The sequence below is a fragment of the Actinomyces dentalis DSM 19115 genome, assembly GCF_000429225.1.
Classification (GTDB): domain Bacteria; phylum Actinomycetota; class Actinomycetes; order Actinomycetales; family Actinomycetaceae; genus Actinomyces; species Actinomyces dentalis.
In genome coordinates, this window is record NZ_KE386865.1 from 14,331 (window position 1) to 32,633 (window position 18,303).

Annotated in this window: 17 protein-coding genes and 2 pseudogenes; 14 read left to right on the forward strand and 5 right to left on the reverse strand. The window is 76.5% G+C overall.

Going from position 1 to position 18,303, the window contains the following annotated elements:
* The first annotated feature begins 1 nt into the window (after position 1).
* The 9 genes and pseudogenes from G446_RS0113865 (at position 2) to G446_RS0113900 (ending at position 8,751) form a co-directional block, all read left to right on the forward strand.
* Positions 2 to 1,279: an ABC transporter permease gene (locus G446_RS0113865; RefSeq protein ID WP_026410568.1), complete on the forward strand. Its 1,278-nt coding sequence runs from the start codon at positions 2 to 4 to the stop codon at positions 1,277 to 1,279.
* A 71-nt stretch (positions 1,280 to 1,350) separates the two neighbouring features.
* Positions 1,351 to 1,785 (forward strand): annotated as a pseudogene (locus G446_RS21220) (cytidine deaminase); the annotation flags it as partial.
* Between the two features lie 99 nt (positions 1,786 to 1,884).
* A pseudogene (locus G446_RS18235) lies at positions 1,885 to 3,222 on the forward strand (thymidine phosphorylase); the annotation flags it as partial.
* A complete protein-coding gene (locus G446_RS18240; protein ID WP_051286038.1) occupies positions 3,219 to 4,040 on the forward strand; it encodes a hypothetical protein in 822 nt (273 codons plus the stop codon). The pseudogene G446_RS18235 and the gene G446_RS18240, both read left to right, overlap by 4 nt.
* Positions 4,037 to 4,690, forward strand: coding sequence for a deoxyribose-phosphate aldolase (gene deoC, locus G446_RS0113880; protein ID WP_026410569.1), 654 nt, complete (start codon positions 4,037 to 4,039; stop codon positions 4,688 to 4,690). Before G446_RS18240 ends, deoC begins: the two co-directional genes overlap by 4 nt.
* Positions 4,691 to 4,765: 75 nt before the next feature.
* A complete protein-coding gene (locus G446_RS0113885) occupies positions 4,766 to 5,965 on the forward strand; it encodes a metal ABC transporter solute-binding protein, Zn/Mn family (protein ID WP_026410570.1) in 1,200 nt (399 codons plus the stop codon).
* 16 nt (positions 5,966 to 5,981) lie between these two features.
* Positions 5,982 to 6,911: a metal ABC transporter ATP-binding protein gene (locus tag G446_RS18245; protein WP_084779267.1), complete on the forward strand. Its 930-nt coding sequence runs from the start codon at positions 5,982 to 5,984 to the stop codon at positions 6,909 to 6,911.
* Positions 6,908 to 7,894 carry a metal ABC transporter permease gene (locus tag G446_RS18250; protein ID WP_051286039.1) on the forward strand — a complete coding sequence of 329 codons (987 nt, stop codon included), beginning with the start codon at positions 6,908 to 6,910 and terminating at the stop codon, positions 7,892 to 7,894. Before G446_RS18245 ends, G446_RS18250 begins: the two co-directional genes overlap by 4 nt.
* Positions 7,891 to 8,751 (forward strand): metal ABC transporter permease, encoded by an 861-nt coding sequence (locus G446_RS0113900; RefSeq protein ID WP_026410571.1) that lies wholly within the window; start codon positions 7,891 to 7,893, stop codon positions 8,749 to 8,751. Before G446_RS18250 ends, G446_RS0113900 begins: the two co-directional genes overlap by 4 nt.
* A gap of 46 nt (positions 8,752 to 8,797) precedes the next feature.
* Here the strand turns inward: G446_RS0113900 and G446_RS0113905 are convergent, their stop codons facing one another.
* Positions 8,798 to 10,555 (reverse strand): phospho-sugar mutase, encoded by a 1,758-nt coding sequence (locus G446_RS0113905; RefSeq protein WP_084779268.1) that lies wholly within the window; start codon positions 10,553 to 10,555, stop codon positions 8,798 to 8,800.
* Between the two features lie 327 nt (positions 10,556 to 10,882).
* Between G446_RS0113905 and dapE the strand changes: the two genes are divergently transcribed.
* Together dapE and G446_RS0113915 are read left to right on the forward strand one after the other, a co-directional pair.
* Positions 10,883 to 12,055, forward strand: a complete 1,173-nt coding sequence (gene dapE, locus G446_RS0113910) for a succinyl-diaminopimelate desuccinylase (RefSeq protein WP_026410573.1) — start codon at positions 10,883 to 10,885, stop codon at positions 12,053 to 12,055.
* A complete protein-coding gene (locus G446_RS0113915; RefSeq protein WP_026410574.1) occupies positions 12,052 to 13,011 on the forward strand; it encodes a hypothetical protein in 960 nt (319 codons plus the stop codon). Before dapE ends, G446_RS0113915 begins: the two co-directional genes overlap by 4 nt.
* On the opposite strand, the gene G446_RS18955 is transcribed toward G446_RS0113915, so the two are convergent.
* Both G446_RS18955 and G446_RS0113925 read right to left on the reverse strand, forming a co-directional pair.
* The gene (locus tag G446_RS18955) at positions 12,907 to 13,806 is read right to left on the reverse strand and encodes a PrsW family intramembrane metalloprotease (RefSeq protein ID WP_051286040.1); all 900 of its coding nucleotides are present in this window, start codon (positions 13,804 to 13,806) and stop codon (positions 12,907 to 12,909) included. The two genes, G446_RS0113915 and G446_RS18955, sit on opposite strands and share 105 nt — an antisense overlap.
* Positions 13,803 to 14,393: a hypothetical protein gene (locus G446_RS0113925; RefSeq protein ID WP_026410575.1), complete on the reverse strand. Its 591-nt coding sequence runs from the start codon at positions 14,391 to 14,393 to the stop codon at positions 13,803 to 13,805. Before G446_RS0113925 ends, G446_RS18955 begins: the two co-directional genes overlap by 4 nt.
* Positions 14,394 to 14,514: 121 nt before the next feature.
* Here G446_RS0113925 and G446_RS0113930 point away from each other — a divergent pair, with 121 nt between their 5' ends.
* Positions 14,515 to 15,291, forward strand: coding sequence for an LOG family protein (locus G446_RS0113930; RefSeq protein ID WP_026410576.1), 777 nt, complete (start codon positions 14,515 to 14,517; stop codon positions 15,289 to 15,291).
* A 120-nt stretch (positions 15,292 to 15,411) separates the two neighbouring features.
* Positions 15,412 to 15,579 carry a DUF3117 domain-containing protein gene (locus tag G446_RS19605; protein WP_084779269.1) on the forward strand — a complete coding sequence of 56 codons (168 nt, stop codon included), beginning with the start codon at positions 15,412 to 15,414 and terminating at the stop codon, positions 15,577 to 15,579.
* A gap of 98 nt (positions 15,580 to 15,677) precedes the next feature.
* Here the strand turns inward: G446_RS19605 and G446_RS0113940 are convergent, their stop codons facing one another.
* Positions 15,678 to 16,313: an O-methyltransferase gene (locus tag G446_RS0113940; RefSeq protein ID WP_026410577.1), complete on the reverse strand. Its 636-nt coding sequence runs from the start codon at positions 16,311 to 16,313 to the stop codon at positions 15,678 to 15,680.
* 126 nt (positions 16,314 to 16,439) lie between these two features.
* Here G446_RS0113940 and G446_RS0113945 point away from each other — a divergent pair, with 126 nt between their 5' ends.
* Positions 16,440 to 17,108, forward strand: coding sequence for a twin-arginine translocase TatA/TatE family subunit (locus G446_RS0113945; RefSeq protein ID WP_026410578.1), 669 nt, complete (start codon positions 16,440 to 16,442; stop codon positions 17,106 to 17,108).
* A gap of 24 nt (positions 17,109 to 17,132) precedes the next feature.
* Here the strand turns inward: G446_RS0113945 and G446_RS0113950 are convergent, their stop codons facing one another.
* A complete protein-coding gene (locus tag G446_RS0113950; RefSeq protein ID WP_026410579.1) occupies positions 17,133 to 18,278 on the reverse strand; it encodes a P-loop NTPase in 1,146 nt (381 codons plus the stop codon).
* Positions 18,279 to 18,303: the final 25 nt, after the last annotated feature.

Below are 18,303 nucleotides of genomic sequence, written 5' to 3' on the forward strand. Positions count from 1 at the left end.
CATGACCGCCGCCGCCAGCCCCGTCCTGCGCAAGAGCGTCGACGACGTCGACGTCGACGAGCCCCTGGACCTCAAGGCGCCCGTCATCGGCGCCGTCGTCGTGGCCCTGGAGATCCTCATGGCCGTCTTCGGCCGCGGCGCCACCCGCTTCCAGCTGAGCACCGGCGCCGACCTCATCCAGATCCCCGTCCTCGACCTGCCCGCCCGCCGGGTCGTCGTCGTCATGGTCGTCGCGGCCGGGGCGATCACGGCGGCCCTGTGCGCCCGGGCGCTGCGCCGGGCCGCCGCGCCCGTGTGGATGACCCTGCTGCTCGGCCTGAGCTTCGTCGTCTCCTTCCTCACCTGGGCGGGCGCCGGGCGCAGCTCGGTCGTCCCGCTGGTGACGATCCTGTCCTCCACCCTGGCCCTGTCCGTGCCGCTGGTCTTCGGCGGCCTGGCCGGGGTCGTGGGGGAGCGCAGCGGCACCATCAATATCGCCATCGAGGGCCAGCTCCTGGGGGGCGCCTTCCTGGCCGCGGTGGTGGCCTCGGCCTCGGGCAGCCCCTGGGCCGGCCTGCTGGCCGCGCCCCCGGCCGGGATCCTCGTCGCCCTCCTGCTGGCCCTGTTCGGGCTGAAGTACCGGGTCAACCAGATCGTCGTGGGCGTGGTGCTCAATGTGCTCGTCTCGGGCCTGACCGGCTTCCTGTTCTCCACGGTCCTGTCCGACTCCGGGTCCCTGAACCGGGCCATGCGCCTGCCCCGCCTGCCGGTCCCCGGACTGTCGCACGTGCCCGTCCTCGGCCCCGTCCTGTTCAACCAGACCATCCTCGTCTACGCCATGTACGCGGCGGTGGGGATCCTGTCCCTCATGCTCTTCCGCTCCCGCTGGGGCCTGCGCATGCGCGCCGTCGGCGAGCACCCCCGGGCCGCGGACACCGTGGGCATCGCGGTCATGCGCACCCGCGTCAACAACCTCGTGCTCGGCGGTGCGCTGGCGGGCCTGGGCGGCGCCTTCTTCACCGTGGGCTCGGGCCTGTCCTTCACCAAGGGCATCTCCGCCGGCAACGGCTACATCGCGCTGGCGGCCATGATCCTGGGGGCCTGGAACCCGCTGGGCACCCTCTGGGCGGCCCTGCTCTTCGGCTTCGCCACCTCGGTGGGCCAGACCCTGTCCGTCATCGGCTCGCCCATTCCGACCAACTTCATCCTCATGATCCCCTACGTGGTGACGATCCTGGCGGTGGCCGGGTTCGTCGGCAGGGTCCGACCGCCCGCCGCGGAGGGCGTGCCCTACCCGTGAGCGGGCCCCGCGCCCGGCCCGCGCGGTGTATCGTCGGTCCCCCACGACCGCGCGCGAAAGGCGGATGAGCCATGACGGTCCCGGCGACGGCCCCGACGGGGGCCCTGACCCCCTCCGACGTCGACGGGGCCGCCTGGGCGCGACTGCGCTCGCTGGCCGTGGAGGCCATGGGGCGCGCCTACGCGCCCTACTCGCGCTTCCGCGTCGGCGCGGCCGGGCTGGTCGACGACGGGCGCCTGGTGTCGGGCTGCAATGTGGAGAACGCCGGCTACGGGGTGACCCTGTGCGCCGAGTGCGGGCTCGTGTCCGAGCTGGTGCGCACCGGGGGAGGACGGCTGATCGCCTTCGCCTGCGTCGACGGGCGCGGCGAGCCCTGCGCCCCCTGCGGGCGCTGCCGCCAGGTGCTCGGCGAGCACGCCCACCCGCGCATGCTCCTGGCCATGCCCGACGGGCTCATGACCATCGACGAGGTCCTGCCGGGCCGGTTCACCCGGGCCGACCTGGAGGCCCCCGGGGCCGACGCCGGTGCCGGCGGGCGGGCGGAGCCGGCGGACGGGCCCGGCGGGACGGCCGGGGCGGAGCCCGCCGGGACGGGCGCCGGCGCCGTCGAGCCCTTCGACGCCGTCGACGTCATCGCCGCCAAGCGCGAGCGCCGGCGCCTGTCGGACGCGCAGATCGACTGGGTCGTGGACGCCTACACCCGCGGCGCCGTCGCCGAGGAGCAGATGAGCGCCCTGGCCATGGCCATCTGCATGGGCGGCATGGACCGCGCCGAGATCGCCCGCTGGACCGACGCCATGATCCGCTCGGGCGAGCGCATGGACTTCTCCGGCCTGGGGCGCCCGACGGCGGACAAGCACTCCACCGGCGGCGTCGGCGACAAGATCACCCTGCCGCTGGCGCCCCTCGTGGCCGCCTTCGGGGTGGGCGTCCCCCAGCTGTCCGGGCGCGGGCTCGGGCACACCGGCGGCACCCTCGACAAGCTCGAGTCCATTCCCGGCTGGCGGGCGGACCTGACGGGCGGGCGGATCATGTCCCTGCTCGGCCCGCACGGCCCCGGCGCCGTCATCTGCGCCGCCGGGCCGGGCCTGGCCCCGGCCGACCGCAGGCTCTACGCCCTGCGCGACACCACCGGCACCGTCCCGTGCATCCCCCTGATCGCCTCCTCCATCATGAGCAAGAAGATCGCCGAGGGGACCGGCGCCCTGGTGCTCGACGTCAAGGTCGGCTCCGGCGCCTTCATGAAGGACCCGGACTCCGCGCGCGAGCTCGCCCGCACCATGGTGGCGCTGGGCGCCGGCGCCGGCGTGAGCACCCGCGCCCTGCTCACCGACATGTCCGCCCCGCTGGGGCTCACCGCCGGCAACGCCCTGGAGGTCCGCGAGGCCGTGGAGGTCCTGGCCGGCGGCGGCCCCGCCGACGTCGTCGGGCTCACTCTCGCCCTGGCCGCCGAGATGCTCGACGCCGCGGGCCGGCCCGTCGACCCCGACGAGCTGCGCGCCGCCCTGGCCGACGGGCGGGCCATGGACGTGTGGCGCGAGATGATCCGCGGCCAGGGCGGCGACCCCGACGCCCCGCTGCCCGCGGCCCCCGAGACCGAGACCCTCGTCGCCCCGGCCGACGGCGTGCTCACCGGCCTCGACGCCCTGGCCGTCGGCGTGGCCGCCTGGCGGCTCGGGGCCGGGCGCGCCCGCAGGGGGGATCCGGTGCAGGCCGTGGCCGGGGTGGAGATGCACGCCAAGCCGGGCGACGCCGTGCGCGCCGGGCAGCCGCTGCTCACCCTCCACACCGCCGACCCCGGGCGCTTCGAACGGGCGCGGCGGGCCCTGGCCGGCGCCGTCGTCGTGGCCGGGCCCGACTCGCCCGACGCCGCGCGCGCCCGGCGGCGCGCGGCGGCCGGCGTCGTCCTGGAGCGCCTCGTGCCGGAAGGCGCGGGCGCATGAGCCGCACCGGTCCCGAGGGCGGCGGCCCCGCCGGCCCCGCCGTGCGCGCCCGCGTGATCGGCGCGCGGCTGCGCGTGGGCGCCTTCGCGCGCCCCGGCGACGCCCTCACCCTGGTCCAGGGCGACGCCACCACCTGCGGGGCCACCGCCGTCCTGGCCGCCCGCCTCCTGCTGGGGGACGCCCGCGCGCCCGACCTCGCCGCGCGCGCGAGAGATCCGCGGCCCGTGCGCGCCCTGGACCGGGCCCTGCGCGCCGAGGGCCGCCGCCTCCAGGCGCGCATGAACCGGCGCGCGGGAGGGCCGCTGGGACCCCTGCCGTGGACGCGGCGGCTCGGGTCGACGCCGTGGGCCGTGGCCGAGGCCATGAGCGCCCCGGCGGGACGCGGGCCGCGCTACGCGGTGCGCCGGGTGGACGACGCCGGCCCCGACTGGCCCGGGGACGTCGAGGCCCTGCGGGCGCACCTGGCGGACGGGGACCCGGTGATCCTCCTGACCGGCGGACCGCTCGCCCGCCCCCGGCCCGACGACGGGATCCTGGCGGGGGCGCTGCACCGGGCCCTGGCCGCCGGTCCGGCGCTGCCGCGCCACTACGTCCTGGCCGTGCCCGCCGGCCTCGCCGGCCTCCCGGCCCCGGCGGCCGGCTGCGCCCGCGTCTACGACCCGTCCTCGGGCGCCGTCGGCGTCATCGACCTGCTCGCCCCGCGCGGGCGCCACGGCCCCGGCCCCCGCGAGCTCGGCCACTGGCCGCGCGTCCTGGCCCTCATCGCGCCCCGCCCGCCCCGTCCGCGCGGGGCGGCCCAGTCGGAAGGAAACCGGTGACCACTCGCCGCGACATCGCCCGCATGATCGACCACACCCTCCTCAGGCCCGAGGCCACCGGCGCGCAGGTCGCCGCCCTGGTCGCCCAGGGCGCCGGGCTCGGCGTCTTCTCGGTGTGCGTGTCCCCCAACCAGCTGCCGATCCGCGTCCCCGACGGGCTCGCCGTGACGACGGTCTGCGGCTTCCCCTCGGGCGCCCACACCAGCGCCGTCAAGGCGGCCGAGGCGGCCGGGGCCGTGGCCCGGGGGGCGGACGAGATCGACATGGTCGTCGACCTCAAGCTGGTCAAGGAGCACGACTTCGACGCCGTCGAGGCGGACATCCGCGCCGTGGAGAGGGCGGTGGGGGAGGGGGTCCTGAAGGTCATCATCGAGTCCGCCGCCCTGAGCGACGAGGAGATCGTCGCCTGCTGCCGGGCCGCCGAGCGCGCCGGGGCCGACTTCGTCAAGACCTCCACCGGCTTCCACCCGGCGGGCGGGGCCAGTGCCCACGCCGTCGAGCTCATGCGCGCCACCGTGGGGGACCGCCTGGGGGTCAAGGCCTCCGGCGGGATCCGCACCGCGGCCGACGCGCTGGCCATGGTGGCCGCCGGGGCCAGCCGCCTGGGCGCGTCCGCCACCGCCGCCATCCTCCAGGGCCTGGACGGCTGAGTCGCCCCGATACGGCGGCGGGGAGCGGCCGCGACGACTTGAAAGTTTCGGACAGCCGAAATATTCTCCGGGTCCATGAGAACAGTCGTCAACGGCTCCCGGCGCGCGGCGCTCGCCCTGGCCGCGCTCGCCCTGGCCGTCCCCGCCCTGGCCGCCTGCTCCCCCGGCACCGGGGCCCAGAACCCCAACGCCACCCGGATCAAGGCGGTCGCCTCGACCACCCAGATCTGCGACTACGTCACCCAGCTCGCCTCCGGCGGGGCGGACCTCGCCTTCACCCGCACGGGCGCGGACGGCAGGACCGCCGAGCTCGGCGCCGACGCCGCCACCGCCCCCGTGCACCTGAGCCTGACCTGTCTGCTGGCCCCCAACGCCTCCGCCCACGAGCACGAGATGACCGCCGCCCAGTCCCGGGCGCTGTCCGAGGCGGACCTCTTCCTCGTCTCCGGAGTCGACCTGGAGCACTTCCTCGACGACGCCGTGACCTCCACCGGCTTCAAGGGCACCATGGTCGTCACCTCCGGGGTCCTGGGCGCCGCCGACATCGACGACCTGGCCGCCCAGCAGGCCAAGGAGAAGGACCTGCCCTACACCGTGGACCGCGGCACCGCCAGGGTCGACGTCGCCCCCTGGCCCTTCCCGCCCGAGGACGGGCAGAGCACACCCGAATTCCGCTTCGACCCCCACGTGTGGACCTCGCCGAAGAACGCGATCGTCCAGGTGACCAATATCGGCGCCGCCCTGGAGAGGTCCGCGCCCTCCGGCGCGCAGACCATCAAGAGCCACGTCGACGCCTACACGGCCCGGCTCAACGACCTCGACCAGTGGGCCCGCGACTCCCTGGCCTCCGTGCCCCAGTCCCGGCGCGTCCTGTTCACCAGCCACGACGCCTTCGGCTACTTCTCCGCCGCGTACGACGTGCGCTTCGAGGGCGCCGCCCTGTCCGACTTCAACGCCCAGCAGGACGCCACCGCCCAGAAGATCCAGGCCACCGCCGACGCCGTCAAAGCCTCCGGCGCCGTGGCGATCTTCGCGGAGAACTCCAACAACCCCGAGTCCGTCGAGAAGGTCGCCTCCCTCGCCGGGGTCAGGCCGATCATCGGCGACGAGGCCCTGTACGGCGACTCGCTCGGCAAACCCGGATCCGACGGCGAGACCTACATCGGCTCCATCCTCCACAACGTCACCAACCTCACCATCGCCTGGGGCGGCACCGTCGCCGACGTGCCCGACGCACTGGCCGCATGGACCCCCACCGACGTCGTCAAGCCCTGACCGCAGGAGGCACCGCATGAGCACCGCCGAACAGCCGCACGCGGCGTCGAGGACCGCCCCGTCCGACGCCGCCGGCACCGCCCCGTCCGACGCCGTCGTCGTACTCGAGGACCTCGCCCTGGCCTACGGGCGCACCCCCGTGCTCACGGGAGTCACCGGCTCACTGCGCGCGGGCCGGGCCCTGGCCCTGGTCGGCCCCAACGGCTCGGGCAAGACGACGCTGCTGCGGGCGCTGCTCGGCATGGTCCGCATCGTCCGGGGCGCCGCCCGCGTCAACGGCAGGGCGCCCGGACGCGCACCGGCCGGCAGCATCGGCTACGTCCCGCAGATCGCCGACCTCGACCCCGCCTTCCCCGTCACCGCCCTCGACGTCGTCGTCATGGGCACCATCTCCGCCCTGGGGCCGCTGCGCCGGCCGGGACGCCCCGAGCGCGAGCGCTCGCAACGGGCCCTGGAGGCCGTCGGCCTCGGCCACGCGACCCGCCGCCGCTTCGGCGAGCTCTCCGGAGGCCAGCAGCAACGGGTCCTGCTCGCCCGCTGCCTGGCCGGCCGCCCCCGGCTCGTCCTGCTCGACGAGCCCTTCAACGGCCTGGACCAGCCCAACCGCGACGCCCTGCTGCGCATCCTGTCCGGCCTGAAGTCCGACGGCGTCGCCGTCGTCGTGTCCACCCACGACCTCGTGCTGGCCCGCGAGGTCTGCGAGCAGGTCGCCCTCCTGGCCGGGCACCAGGTGGGCTTCGGGCCCCGCGAGCAGATCCTCGTGCCCGCTCTCGTCGAGGAGGCCTACGGCGCCGGCCGCGAGCACGCCGCCCGGCTGCTGGGACTGCCGCTCGTCCCCGTGCCCTCGGCGACCCCGGCGGACCCGGCGGACCCGGTGACCCCGGCCCCGTCGCCCCGGCGCCCCGCCCCGGCCGCCGGGGGCCCGCGGCCCGCGAGCGTCGCATGAGCGCCGCCGCCGACGCCGACGCCCTGACGCGGGCGGTGACGGCCCTGGTCGAGATGCTGCGCTCGGCGCTGTCCGGGGTGCCCGGCATCGCCCCCCTGGCCACGGCCCCCTTCCTGTTCCGGCCCTTCGTCCTGCTCGTCATCCTGGGCTGCGCGTGCGCCCTGGTGGGCGCCCTGGTCAACCTGCGCCGCGCCGAGTTCCACGCCGAGGCCCTCGTCCACGCCGTCTTCCCCGGGATCGTCGTCGGCGCCGTGACCGCCGGGACGAGCATGATCGTGCCGGCCGGCGCCGTCGCGGGGGCGCTCGCCGCCGCCGCCCTGACCTGGGTGGACCACCACGCCCGGCGCGACGCCTCCGAGGCTGGCACCGCCGTGGTCCTCACCGGGTTCTTCTCCGTCGGCATGGTCGTCCTCCTGGCGAACGGGGACATGTCCGGCCAGCTCGAGGCCCTCATGTTCGGCCGGCTGCTGGAGGTCACCGACCTGCGCCTGGCCCAGACCGTCGTCGTCAGCGCGCTGGCGCTGACGCTGATGCGCCTGACCTGGAAGGAGCAGGTCGCCACCGCCTTCGACCCCGTCGGCGCCCGGGCCGCGGGGCTGCGCGTGCTCGCCCTGGACCTCGTGCTCAACGCGGCGATCGCCGCCGTCGTGGTCGCCGCCGCCACCGCCGTGGGCACCCTGCTCGTCATCGGCATGCTCACCCTGCCCGGAACGACCGGCCGCGTCGTGGCGCGCACCGTCAGGGGCATGGTGGGCACCGCGCTGCTCGTCGGAATCGGCGGGGGCTGGCTGGGGCTGCTGCTGGCCATCGCCCCCGCCCCCCGGCCGGTGTCCCCCCAGGCCGCCGTCATCATGGTCATGGCCCTCGCGCTCGTGGCCGCCGTCGGCGGGGTCCGGCTCGTCGGCGCCGTGCGCTCGCGCTCACGGGCGGGCGCCGGGGCGCCCGCCCGTGAGCGGGTTGCGGGGCCCGGGGAGGCGCAATGAGAACCATCGTGTCCTGGCAGCTGCTCGTCCTGCCGGTGACCGTCGCCCTGCTCGTGGGGGTGCTCGCCGGCGCGGTCGGCGCCATCGCCCTCATCGAGCGCCGGATCTTCCTGGCGGAGTCCCTCACCCACTCGACCTTCCCCGGGGCGGTGGCGGGCGTGGTCACCGCCGCCTGGGCCGTCCCGGCGCTGCGGGGCGAGCGGGCCGGGTACGCGGTGCTGTCCGTGTCCGTCCTCGCGGGGGCGGCCCTCATGTGCGTGCCGATGCTCGCCCTGGCCCGGTGGCTGCGGAGCGCGCCCGGCGTCTCCGCGCAGGCGGCCGCCGGGGCGGTGCTGTCCATCGGCTTCGCCCTGGGCTACCTGCTGAGCACCTGGTTCGCGCCCCTGCCCCTCAAGGTGGACGGCTTCCTCACCGGCTCCCTGCTCAACGTCAAGGCCGCCGACGCCTGGACGGCGGGCGCGTGCCTGGCCCTGACCCTGCTGCTCCTGCTCGCCCTCGGCCCGCGACTGGCCTTCCACGCCTTCGACCCCGTGGGCCACCGGGCCTCGGGCCTGAGCGGGCGCGGTGCCGAAACCGCGGTCATGGGGCTGATCTGCGTGACGATCGCGGTGCTCGTGCCCTCGCTGGGCACGATCCTGCCGATCGCGCTCATCGCCGCGCCCGCCGCCGCGGTCCTGCCGTGGGTGCGCACCGTGCGCGCCCTGGTGGCGGGATCGGCCCTCGTCGGCGCGGGCTGCGCCCTGGCGGGCCTGGCCGTCGCCGTCGCGGGGGAGCTGAGCGCCGGCGGGTGCATCGGCGTCCTGTGCGCCCTGGCCTGGGCCGGCTCCCTCACCGCCCGCCGGGCGCTGCGGGCCTGAGCGGCCGAGCGCGGGGCCGCCCCCGGCGCGGACCCGCGGAGGCGCCTCAGATCCCCAGGACGCCGCGCAGGTCGCTGCGCATGAGCTCCAGCCGCTCGGCGGCGGTGCGGCGCGCCACCTCCACGGGCTCGTCGACGGCCACCGGCACCACGACCTCGCAGTAGCACTTGAGCTTCGGCTCGGTGCCCGAGGGGCGGATGACGACCCGGTCGTCCGCGGCCGTCTTGAAGATGAGGCCGTCGGTGGGGGGCAGCCGACCGCCGTTGCCGTCCGAGGCGCCGTCGAGCAGGTCGAAGACGTCGACGACGGGCGAACCGGCCAGCACGGCGGGGCCGCCGCCGGCGCGCAGCCGCTCCATGGTTGCGGGGATGACGGACGGGTCGCTCACGCGCACGCTCAGCGGGCTCGTGGCGTGCAGGCCGTGCTCGCGCGCCAGGCGGTCCAGCAGCCAGGGCAGCGTGCGCCCCTGCTGCTTGAGCACCCCGGCGAGGGCCGCCAGGCGCACCGCCGCCGAGATGCCGTCCTTGTCGCGCACGCTGGCCGGGTCGACGCAGTAGCCCAGCGCCTCCTCGTAGCCGAACACGAGCCCGGGCACGCGGCTGATCCACTTGAAGCCGGTGAGCGTATTGCGGTGGGCCAGCCCGTGCGCCTGGGCGATGCGGCGCAGCAGCCGGGAGGAGACGATGGAGCTGGCCAGGACCCCGGTGCCGGTGAAGGAGGCGAGCTCGGCCGCCTGCTCGCCCAGGAGCGCCCCGACCTCGTCGCCCGTGAGCGGGCGCCAGCCGCCGGTGGCGTGCGCGTCGGGCACGGCGGCCGCGCAGCGGTCCGCGTCCGGGTCGTTGGCGAGCACCAGGTCGGCGCCGGCCTCGCGCGCCAGCGCCAGGGCCAGGTCCAGGGCGCCGGGCTCCTCGGGGTTGGGGAAGTCGACGGTGGGGAAGTCCGGGTCGGGCTCGAACTGCTCGGCGACGACGACGACGTCGTCGAAGCCGGCGCGCACGAGCGCCTCGCGGCAGACGCGCCCGCCCACCCCGTGCAGGGCGGTGAGCACGATCCGCAGGGGGGCGGGCGCCGTCGCGCGGGCGGAGCGCACGGCGGCGTCGAGGTACTCCTCGACCATGTCGGCGCCGACGGCCCCCCAGCCGGAGGCGGGCATGGGCACCCGCGCCGGCGGCCCGACGGCGGCGATGCACCGGGCGATCTCGTCGTCGTAGGGCGGGACGATCTGGGCGCCCCGGCCCGGGCCGGTCACGGCCCGCCCGCCCAGGTACACCTTGTACCCGTTGTCCTGCGGCGGGTTGTGCGAGGCGGTCACCATGACCCCGGCGTCGGCCCCCAGGCGGCGCAGCGCGAAGGCCAGCACCGGGGTGGGGCAGCAGCCGTCGAACAGGACGGCGCGCCCGCCCGCCCCGGTCACCACGCGGGCGGTGTCGCGGGCGAAGACGTCGGAGCCGTGCCGCGCGTCATAGCCGATGACGACGGTGAAGCCCTCGCCGAGCCGCTCGCGCAGCCAGGCGCTCAGGCCCGCGGCGGCCCGGATGACGACGGCGCGGTTCATCCGGTTCGGCCCGGCGCCCAGGCGGCCCCGCAGCCCCGCCGTGCCGAACCGGAGGGGCCCGGCGAAGGCGTCGGCCAGCTCGGCCGCGGCCGCCGCGTCCCCGGCCCGGTGGGCGGCCAGGAGGCGGCTCAGCTCCTCGCGCGCGCCGGGGTCGGGATCCCCGGCGATCCAGGCGGCCACGGCCTCGGCGTCGAAGGGCGCCAGAATGGGGCGGGCAGCGTCGAGGCCGTTCTCGGAGGGCTGAGTCATGCCTGTGACGGTACCGTTCGCAACAGACCTTGAAACGCCACAATGATCGCCCTCACGGGTGGTTCCGACCACAGGGGCGCGCCCGCCTCGCGCGGGCGGGGGAGGCGCCGGCGCGTGCCGGGCGGGCTCGAGCTCGAAGCCCGGCGCCCGGTTCACGGCCGGCGACCCGGCGTTGACCCCGGCCCCGCCCGCGCCCCGGCACCGGGCGATGAGCCGGTCGTGCTCCGGGTCGTCCTCGCGCACGATCCGCGGGTCGGCTCGGGCGCGTCGGGACGGGTTCACGCCGCCGGCCCTGCCCGGCGCCCGCCTTGCGCCTACCCTGGCCCCATGACCCGCGCCGCGACCGCCCCCGAACCCGTCGTCCTGCCCGCGCTGGAGGGGCCCCTGGCCGACCTCGCCCTGGCCCTCGTCGACGCCCCCAGCGTCTCGGGCGCCGAGGGCCCGCTGGCCGACGCCGTCGCCGCCGCCCTGGCCGCCCGCCCCCACCTGGAGGTCCTGCGCCACGGCGACACCGTCGTGGCCCGCACCCGCCTGGGGCGCCCCCAGCGGGTCGTCGTCGCCGGCCACCTCGACACCGTGCCGGTCTCCCGGCGCACCCGCAACGTCCCCGGCCGCCTGGAGACGCGCGCCGGCGAACCGGTGGTGTGGGGCCGGGGCAGCGTCGACATGAAGGGCGGGGTCGCCGTCGCCCTCCACCTGGCCGCGACCCTGAGCGCCCCGCGCCGGGACGTGACCTGGGTCTTCTACGACAACGAGGAGGTCGTGGGCGAGCGCAACGGACTGGGCCGGGCGCTGGCGGCCCGCCCCGACTGGTTCGAGGCGGACCTGGCGGTCCTGGGCGAGCCCACCGGCGCCGGCATCGAGGGCGGCTGCAACGGCACCCTGCGCCTCATCCTCCACGTGCCGGGCACGGCCGCCCACTCCGCGCGGGCCTGGCGCGGCGTCAACGCCATCCACGCCGCCGCGACCCTCATCGAGCGCGTCAAGGCGGCGCCGGTGCGCACCGTGGAGGTCGAGGGCCTGGCCTTCCGCGAGTCCTTCTCCGTGGTCCTCATCGAGGGCGGCACGGCCGCCAACACCATCCCCGACCACTGCCGCGTCACCGTCAACTACCGCTTCGCCCCCGACCTGGACGGCCCGGCGGCCCTGGCCCGCGCCAGGCGCGTGCTGGCCGGACTGGATCCCGACGGCGCCGAGGCCGACCCGCCCATCGACGCGGGCACCGGGCCGGTGGAGGTCGAGCTCGACGACCTCAGCCCGGCGGCCCGCCCGGGCCTGGACTCGCCCGGCGCGCGCGAGCTCGTCGACCTGGTGCGCGGGCGGGGGGGCGCGGTGGGCCCCAAGTACGGCTGGACCGACGTGGCCCGCTTCTCGGCGGCCGGCGTGCCCGCGCTCAACCTCGGCCCGGGCGACCCCATGCAGTGCCACACCGACGACGAGCACTGCCCCCTCGCCCAGATCGAGGCGGTCGCCGCGATCCTGCGGGACTGGTTGGCATGAGGCCGACCACGCGCCCGGCCCGGGCCGACGACGGGGACGGCGTCCTGCCGGACCGGTGGGCGCAGGGGGGCGACCGCCGCTCCTTCGTCGCCGAGCTCGACGGCGCCGTCCTAGGCCACTGCCGCGGCGTCGACAGCTCCTTCCACCCCGGCTCGCGCACCTTCATCCTCCAGGTGGACCCCGACCTGCCCCGCGACCTGGCGGTGGCGACGGCCGAGGCGCTCACCCGGGCCCAGTTGGCCGTCTCCGCGCTGCCCCTGCGACTGCGCATAGGCGCGGACGACTGGCTGGAGCGGCGCGTCATGGACGCCTGCGACGGGGTCGTCGAGCAGGTGCTGGCGCCCTGGTGCTACCGGGTCGGCCCGGCGCTGCGGGCGTGGGCCGCGACCCGCGCCGCCGCGGGCGGGCTGCGGCCCGTCGAGCCCCGGGACGAGGAGCCCCTGGCCCGCCTGTGGGCCCGCCACTACGCCGCCCAGCACGCGCGCTGGGCGCCGTCGGCCGCCCCCGACGAGCTCCGGCGGCTGTTCGCCAAGACCCTGGCCCGCGACTCGCCCGACTCCTACGACCGGCGCGCCTCGCGCGTGCTGGAGCGCGACGGCGAGCTCGTCGCCGCGGCCCTGGTGTGGCCCGAGGAGGAGGCGGGGGAGGGCCGGGAGGTCAACCTGGTCTCCGCCACCTACGAGGACCCGACGGCGCTCGCGGACAAGGACGCCTGCCTGGCCGACGTCGTCGGGGCCCGCGGGGAGGGGGAGCGCCTCCTCCTCGACACCCATATGACCGAGCCGGGCGAGCGGATCCTGCGGGCGGAGCTGCCGCCCGCCGAGGACTCGCAGTGGACCCTCCTGGTGGCGCTACCGTGCGCCGGCGGGCGGGTGCGCCCCTTCCCCGCCGGCATTCTCGCCGAGTGGGACGCCCCCGCCTGGGTGAGGGGGGCCATCGGGCCCGCCCGCCCGTGAGCGGGGCGGGCACGAGCGCAGGGCCGAGCGCCAGCAGGCCGCCAGCGCGACCAGGCCGACGACGTAGACGACTCCCAGCGCCGGCTGCGCCCAGGACTGCGGCCAGTCGGCGTTCCAGGCGAAGTGCAGGGCGAAGCCGGCGACCACTCCGAGCACCCCGTGGCGCCGGCGGCCCGTGGCCATGGCCGTCGTCAGCCCCCAGCCGGCGACGGCCGTGCAGATCGCGTGCAGCCCGGCGCCCGGGCCCAGTTCGCGCAGGCGCCAGCTGTCCAGGGCCCCGGCCAGGTCCGAGCTCGGGTGCGCCAGCGCCCCGGCGGCCCCGTAGACGAGGGTCTCGACGAGCTCGAAGCCCAGGCCGCAGAACAGGCCGATGATCAGGCCGTCGCCGGGGCGGCGCATGCGCGGCCACCAGGCGATGGAGATGAGGGCGACGCCGAGGTCCTTGGCGATCTCCTCCGGCCAGGCGCCCGAGACGGAGTCGGCGATGGCGTTCCAGCCGAGCCGGGTCATGAGGTCGTCGGTCCGGTCGGCGCACAGGATGATCAGGGCCGGGGCGGCCAGGGCCCCCCAGGCCAGGGCGAGGGCGACGACGGCGCCGTGGCGGTCCCACAGGCGGCTGCGGCGCACCAGGGCGGCGGCGATGCCCGTGACCGTGGCGCTGATGAGCAGGCCGACGCCCACCGAGACGGGGGCGGCGCCGGCGTAGGCGCTCAGGTCGGGGCCCGAGACGGCGGCGCCCGCCGCGATGATGAGGGCCAGGGCCCATGCGGCGGGGCTGCGCAGAAGGCGGGTCATGCGTCCTCCTGCTCGGCGCGGGCGGCGTCGAGGTCCTCCAGGAGGGCGTCGACCTCCTGCGCGGGCCCGGACAGGGTGGTGACCAGGGCGTCGCCCCCGCCGAGGTCCTCCAGGACGGTGACGTGCACCGCGCCGGTCCCGTCCGGCCCGCTCACGGCCGTCCACACCGGGTCGCCGGGCTCGTGGGTCACCGTGATCCGGTCCCGCCCGGCCTCCTCGTCGTCGTAGAAGAGCCGTTCGGCCAGGGCCCTGCGCACGGCCGTGGACGGATCGGTCACGCCGCGGCGCGAGTCCGCGACCAGGGACGCGTCCGCGCACAGGTAGAGCTCGCCCGTGTCGCCCGTGGCGCCCGCGGGCGCGCAGGGCGTGCGGGTCGACGCGGCGGCGGAGACGACCGGGTCGGCCCCGCCCAGCGGGATCCGCGTGGTGGTCTGCGAATCGGCGTCGCTCCGGGCCAGGGCGGCGTCGGCCAGCACGGGCAGGGCGTAGAGCGCGGCCGTGAGGGCGAGCGCGGTGAGCGCCGCCGCGGCCGGGCGGGCCCGTCGGGGGCCCGCGGCGGGGGAGGTCGGGGGACGATTGCTCAGCACGGGGGCGAACCTGCCATGGCTCCGGGCGCCGCGGCCTCGGCCTGCGGGCGGAGGGCGTCTCCTCCTGCCGGAGGAGTCGGGGCCGGGGCGGGCGCCGTCGGCATGGTGCATCATGCCCCTCATGAGCAGACGAGAGTTCTACCGCAGGGGTCCGGTGCTCCTGCGCGGCGACCAGATCCCGACCCAGACCACCGACACCCGCCTGCTGTCCGGCGGCAACGGCGCCGACTGGCTCCACAAGGATCCCTGGCGGGTGATGAGGATCCAGGCGGAGTTCATCGAGGGCTTCGGGGCGCTGGCCGAGCTGGGGCCGGCGATCAGCGTCTTCGGCTCGGCGCGCACCGCCCCCTCCGATCCGCACTACGCCCTCGCCGAGGGCATCGGCGCGGGGATCGCCCGGGCCGGCTACGCCGTCATCACCGGCGGCGGCCCGGGGATGATGGAGGCCGCGAACAAGGGCGCCCGGGAGGCGGGCGGCGTGTCGGTGGGGCTGGGCATCGAGCTGCCCCGCGAGCAGGGGATGAACGACTACGTGGACCTGGGCGTCCATTTCCGCTACTTCTTCGCCCGCAAGACGATGTTCGTCAAGTACTCCGACGGGTTCGTGGTCATGCCCGGCGGCTTCGGCACGCTCGACGAGCTCTTCGAGGCCCTCACCCTGGTCCAGACCCGCAAGGTCCTCGGCTTCCCGGTGGTGCTCGTGGGCAGCGGCTTCTGGGGGCCCCTGGTGGAGTGGATTCGCGGCACGCTAGCCGGCCGGGGGATGATCTCGCCGCGGGATCCGCAGCTGCTCCACGTGGTCGACACGGTCGACGAGGCCGTCGACTGCGTCGTGGCGGAGGCGCGGAGGCTGCGCAACGGGGACGACGCCGGGTCCGGGGCGCCGGGGGCGCGGTGAGCGCGGGCGGGCCGACGGCGGCGGCCCCGCGGCGGTTTTCCGGGCCCCGGATGGGACCATGCCGTAGAATGGGGCCGGTAGCGCGGTGAGTGCCGCGCCTTTGCACTGAAAGGGGAGCACATGGCTGCCATGAAGCCCAGGACCGGCGACGGGCCTCTCGAGGTCGTCAAGGAAGGCCGCTCCATCATCATGCGGGTCCCGCTGGAGGGCGGCGGCCGTCTCGTCGTCGAGATCACGCCCGATGAGATCAAGGAGCTCCAGGAGGCCCTCGGCTCGGTCAAGATCTGAGCGGTCCGGCCGGTCCGAGGCGCGCGACGAGGACCGGGTCCCCCGGGGCCCGGTCCTCATCCGTTGCTCGTGCGCGGGCCCGGTCGGTCCGCGCGCCGTCACGACCGGCGCACCGCCACCAGGAGCCCGTCGCCCACGGGCAGGAGCGAGGTGAGCAGGTCCTCGCGCTCGCGCAGCGCCTTGCCCAGTTCGCGCGCGGCCACGGTGGCGGGGTCGCGGCGGGCCGGGTCGGCGACGTGGTCGTTCCACAGGGCCCGGGTGACGGCCAGCACGCCGCCCACGCGCAGCATGCGCAGGGCCTGGTCGATGAGCGCGGCGGACTCCTCCGGCTCGACGTCGAGGACCACCATGTCGTAGGAGCGCGCCGCCATGCGGGGCAGGACGTCGGAGGCGCGCCCCCGGATGACGCGGGTGCGCGAGCGCGCCCGGCCCCCGGACTCGAAGGCGCGGCGCGCCTCGCGCTGGATCTCGGGCTCGACGTCGATGGTGGTGAGCACGCCGTCGGGCCCCATCCCGTCCAGGATCCACAGGCCCGACACGCCCGTGCCGGTGCCGATCTCGGCGACGGAGCGGGCGGCGACCGAGGCGGCCAGCATGCGCAGCGCGGCGCCCGTGGCGGGGGTGACGGGGGCGGTGCCCAGCTCGATGCCGCGCAGGCGGGCCCGCGCCGCGACCTCGGGCTCGATGGGGAACTCCTCCGTGTAGGACCAGCTCAGCGTCTTATCAGCACTCATGGGTGCTCCTTCCTCGAAGTGTGCTCCGCCGCGCGCCGCGGACGGCCGGCCCGGCGCCGCGCGGCCCCATTGTCCCAGGTCTCGGGCCGCGCGGCGCCGGGCGGGCGCGCGCCTATACTGACAGGCGTGTTTGGCATTTCGGGCTCCGAGTTCCTCGTGCTGCTCCTGGTCGTCATCGTCGTCGTGGGCCCCCGGCGCCTGCCGGAGTACACGCGCAGGCTCACCCAGCTCGTGCGCCGGCTGCGCCTGTTCCTCGACAACGCCAAGGAGCAGATCGCCCAGGAGGTCGGCCCCGAGCTCGGCGAGCTCAACCTGGAGGACCTCAACCCGCGCAATTACGATCCCCGCAAGATCGTGCGCGACGCGCTCGGCGAGGACCTCGACGCCATTCGCAGGGACCTGGCCAACCCCTTCCGGTCCGCCGCGTCCACCGCCGTCAGGACCGGCGACGAGGTCGTCGCGGCCGCCCGCGGCACGAAGTCCCTGTCGACGATGATCGACGACGAGGCCGCCCGGACCCGCGAGGGGAAGCGGGTCGGGGCGGTGTCCGCCGCCGCGCCGGAGCAGGCCCGGACACCCGAGCCGGCCTCGCCCGAGCCGGCCGCGCCGGAGCCCGTTCCCGCACCGGAGGCCGCGGTCCCGGCCGAGCCGGAGCCCGCCCGGGTGCCCTCGAGCCTGGCCGCCGATCGGCCCGCCGCGCCCGCCCGCCCGGTCTCCCCGCGCGATATCGTGCGCGCCGCCCGCGCCGCCGCGCGCACCCGGCCCGAGGCCGCCGTCGCCGTCGTCGACGCCTGACGGACGGCCGGGGCGGCGCGCTGCTCAGCCGACCGGGCTGATGCTCAGCCTCATCCCCGACAGGCCGCGCCGCACGCGGCCCAGCCGGCGGGCCACGTCGGCCAGGGCCCCGGCCGCCGGGGCGTCGGCGCTCGGGGCGCCGTCGGCGGCCACCGTCACCGGCACGCCGCGGTCGGAGCCCTCGCGCAGCGCGATGTCCAGCGGCAGCCGGGCCAGGAGCGGGACCTCGTAGCCCAGGGCCGTGCTCAGGGAGCGGCTGACGGCCAGGCCGCCGCCGGAGCCGAAGATCTCCAGGTGCGAGCCGTCGGGCTGGACCAGGTAGGACATGTTCTCGATGACGCCCACGACCTTCTGCTTGGTCTGCACCGCGATGAGGCCGGTGCGCTCGGCGACCTCGGCGGCCGCGGTCTGGGGGGTGGTCACCACCAGGATCTCGGCGCCCGGCAGGAACTGGGCCACCGAGATGGTCACGTCGCCGGTGCCGGGGGGCAGGTCGAGCAGGAGGACGTCCAGGTCGCCCCAGAAGACGTCGGACAGGAACTGCTGGACCGCCCGGTGGAGCATGGGGCCGCGCCAGATGACCGGCTGCCCGTCCTCCACGAACATGCCGATGGAGATGACCTTCACCCCGTGGGCCACCGGCGGGACGATCATGCCGTCCAGCTGGGTGGGGACCCGCTCCACCCCGAGCATGCGGGGGATGGAGAAGCCGTAGATGTCGGCGTCGACCACGCCCACGCTCAGGCCCTGGGCGGCCATGGCGGCGGCCAGGTTGGCGGTCACCGACGACTTGCCGACCCCGCCCTTGCCGGAGGTCACGGCGTAGACGCGGGTGAGGCTGCCGGGCTTGGCGAAGGGGATCTCCGGCTCGGCCGCCCCGCCGCGCAGGCGCGCGCGCAGCCCGGCGCGCTGCTCGTCGGTCATGACGCCCAGGCGGACCTCGACGCCGCTCACGCCCTCCAGGGCGCCGACCTCCCTGCGGGTGTCGGCGGTGATGGTGTCCTTGAGGGGGCAGCCGGCGACCGTGAGCAGCACGCCCACCGTGACGACGCCGTCCGCGATCTCCACGGATTCGACCATGCCGAGGTCGGTGATGGGGCGGCGCAGCTCGGGGTCGATGACCCGGCTGAGCGCCCGGCGGACCTGGTCCTGGGTGGGGGTGGTGGCCATGGAGACATCCTAGGTGGGCCCCGCG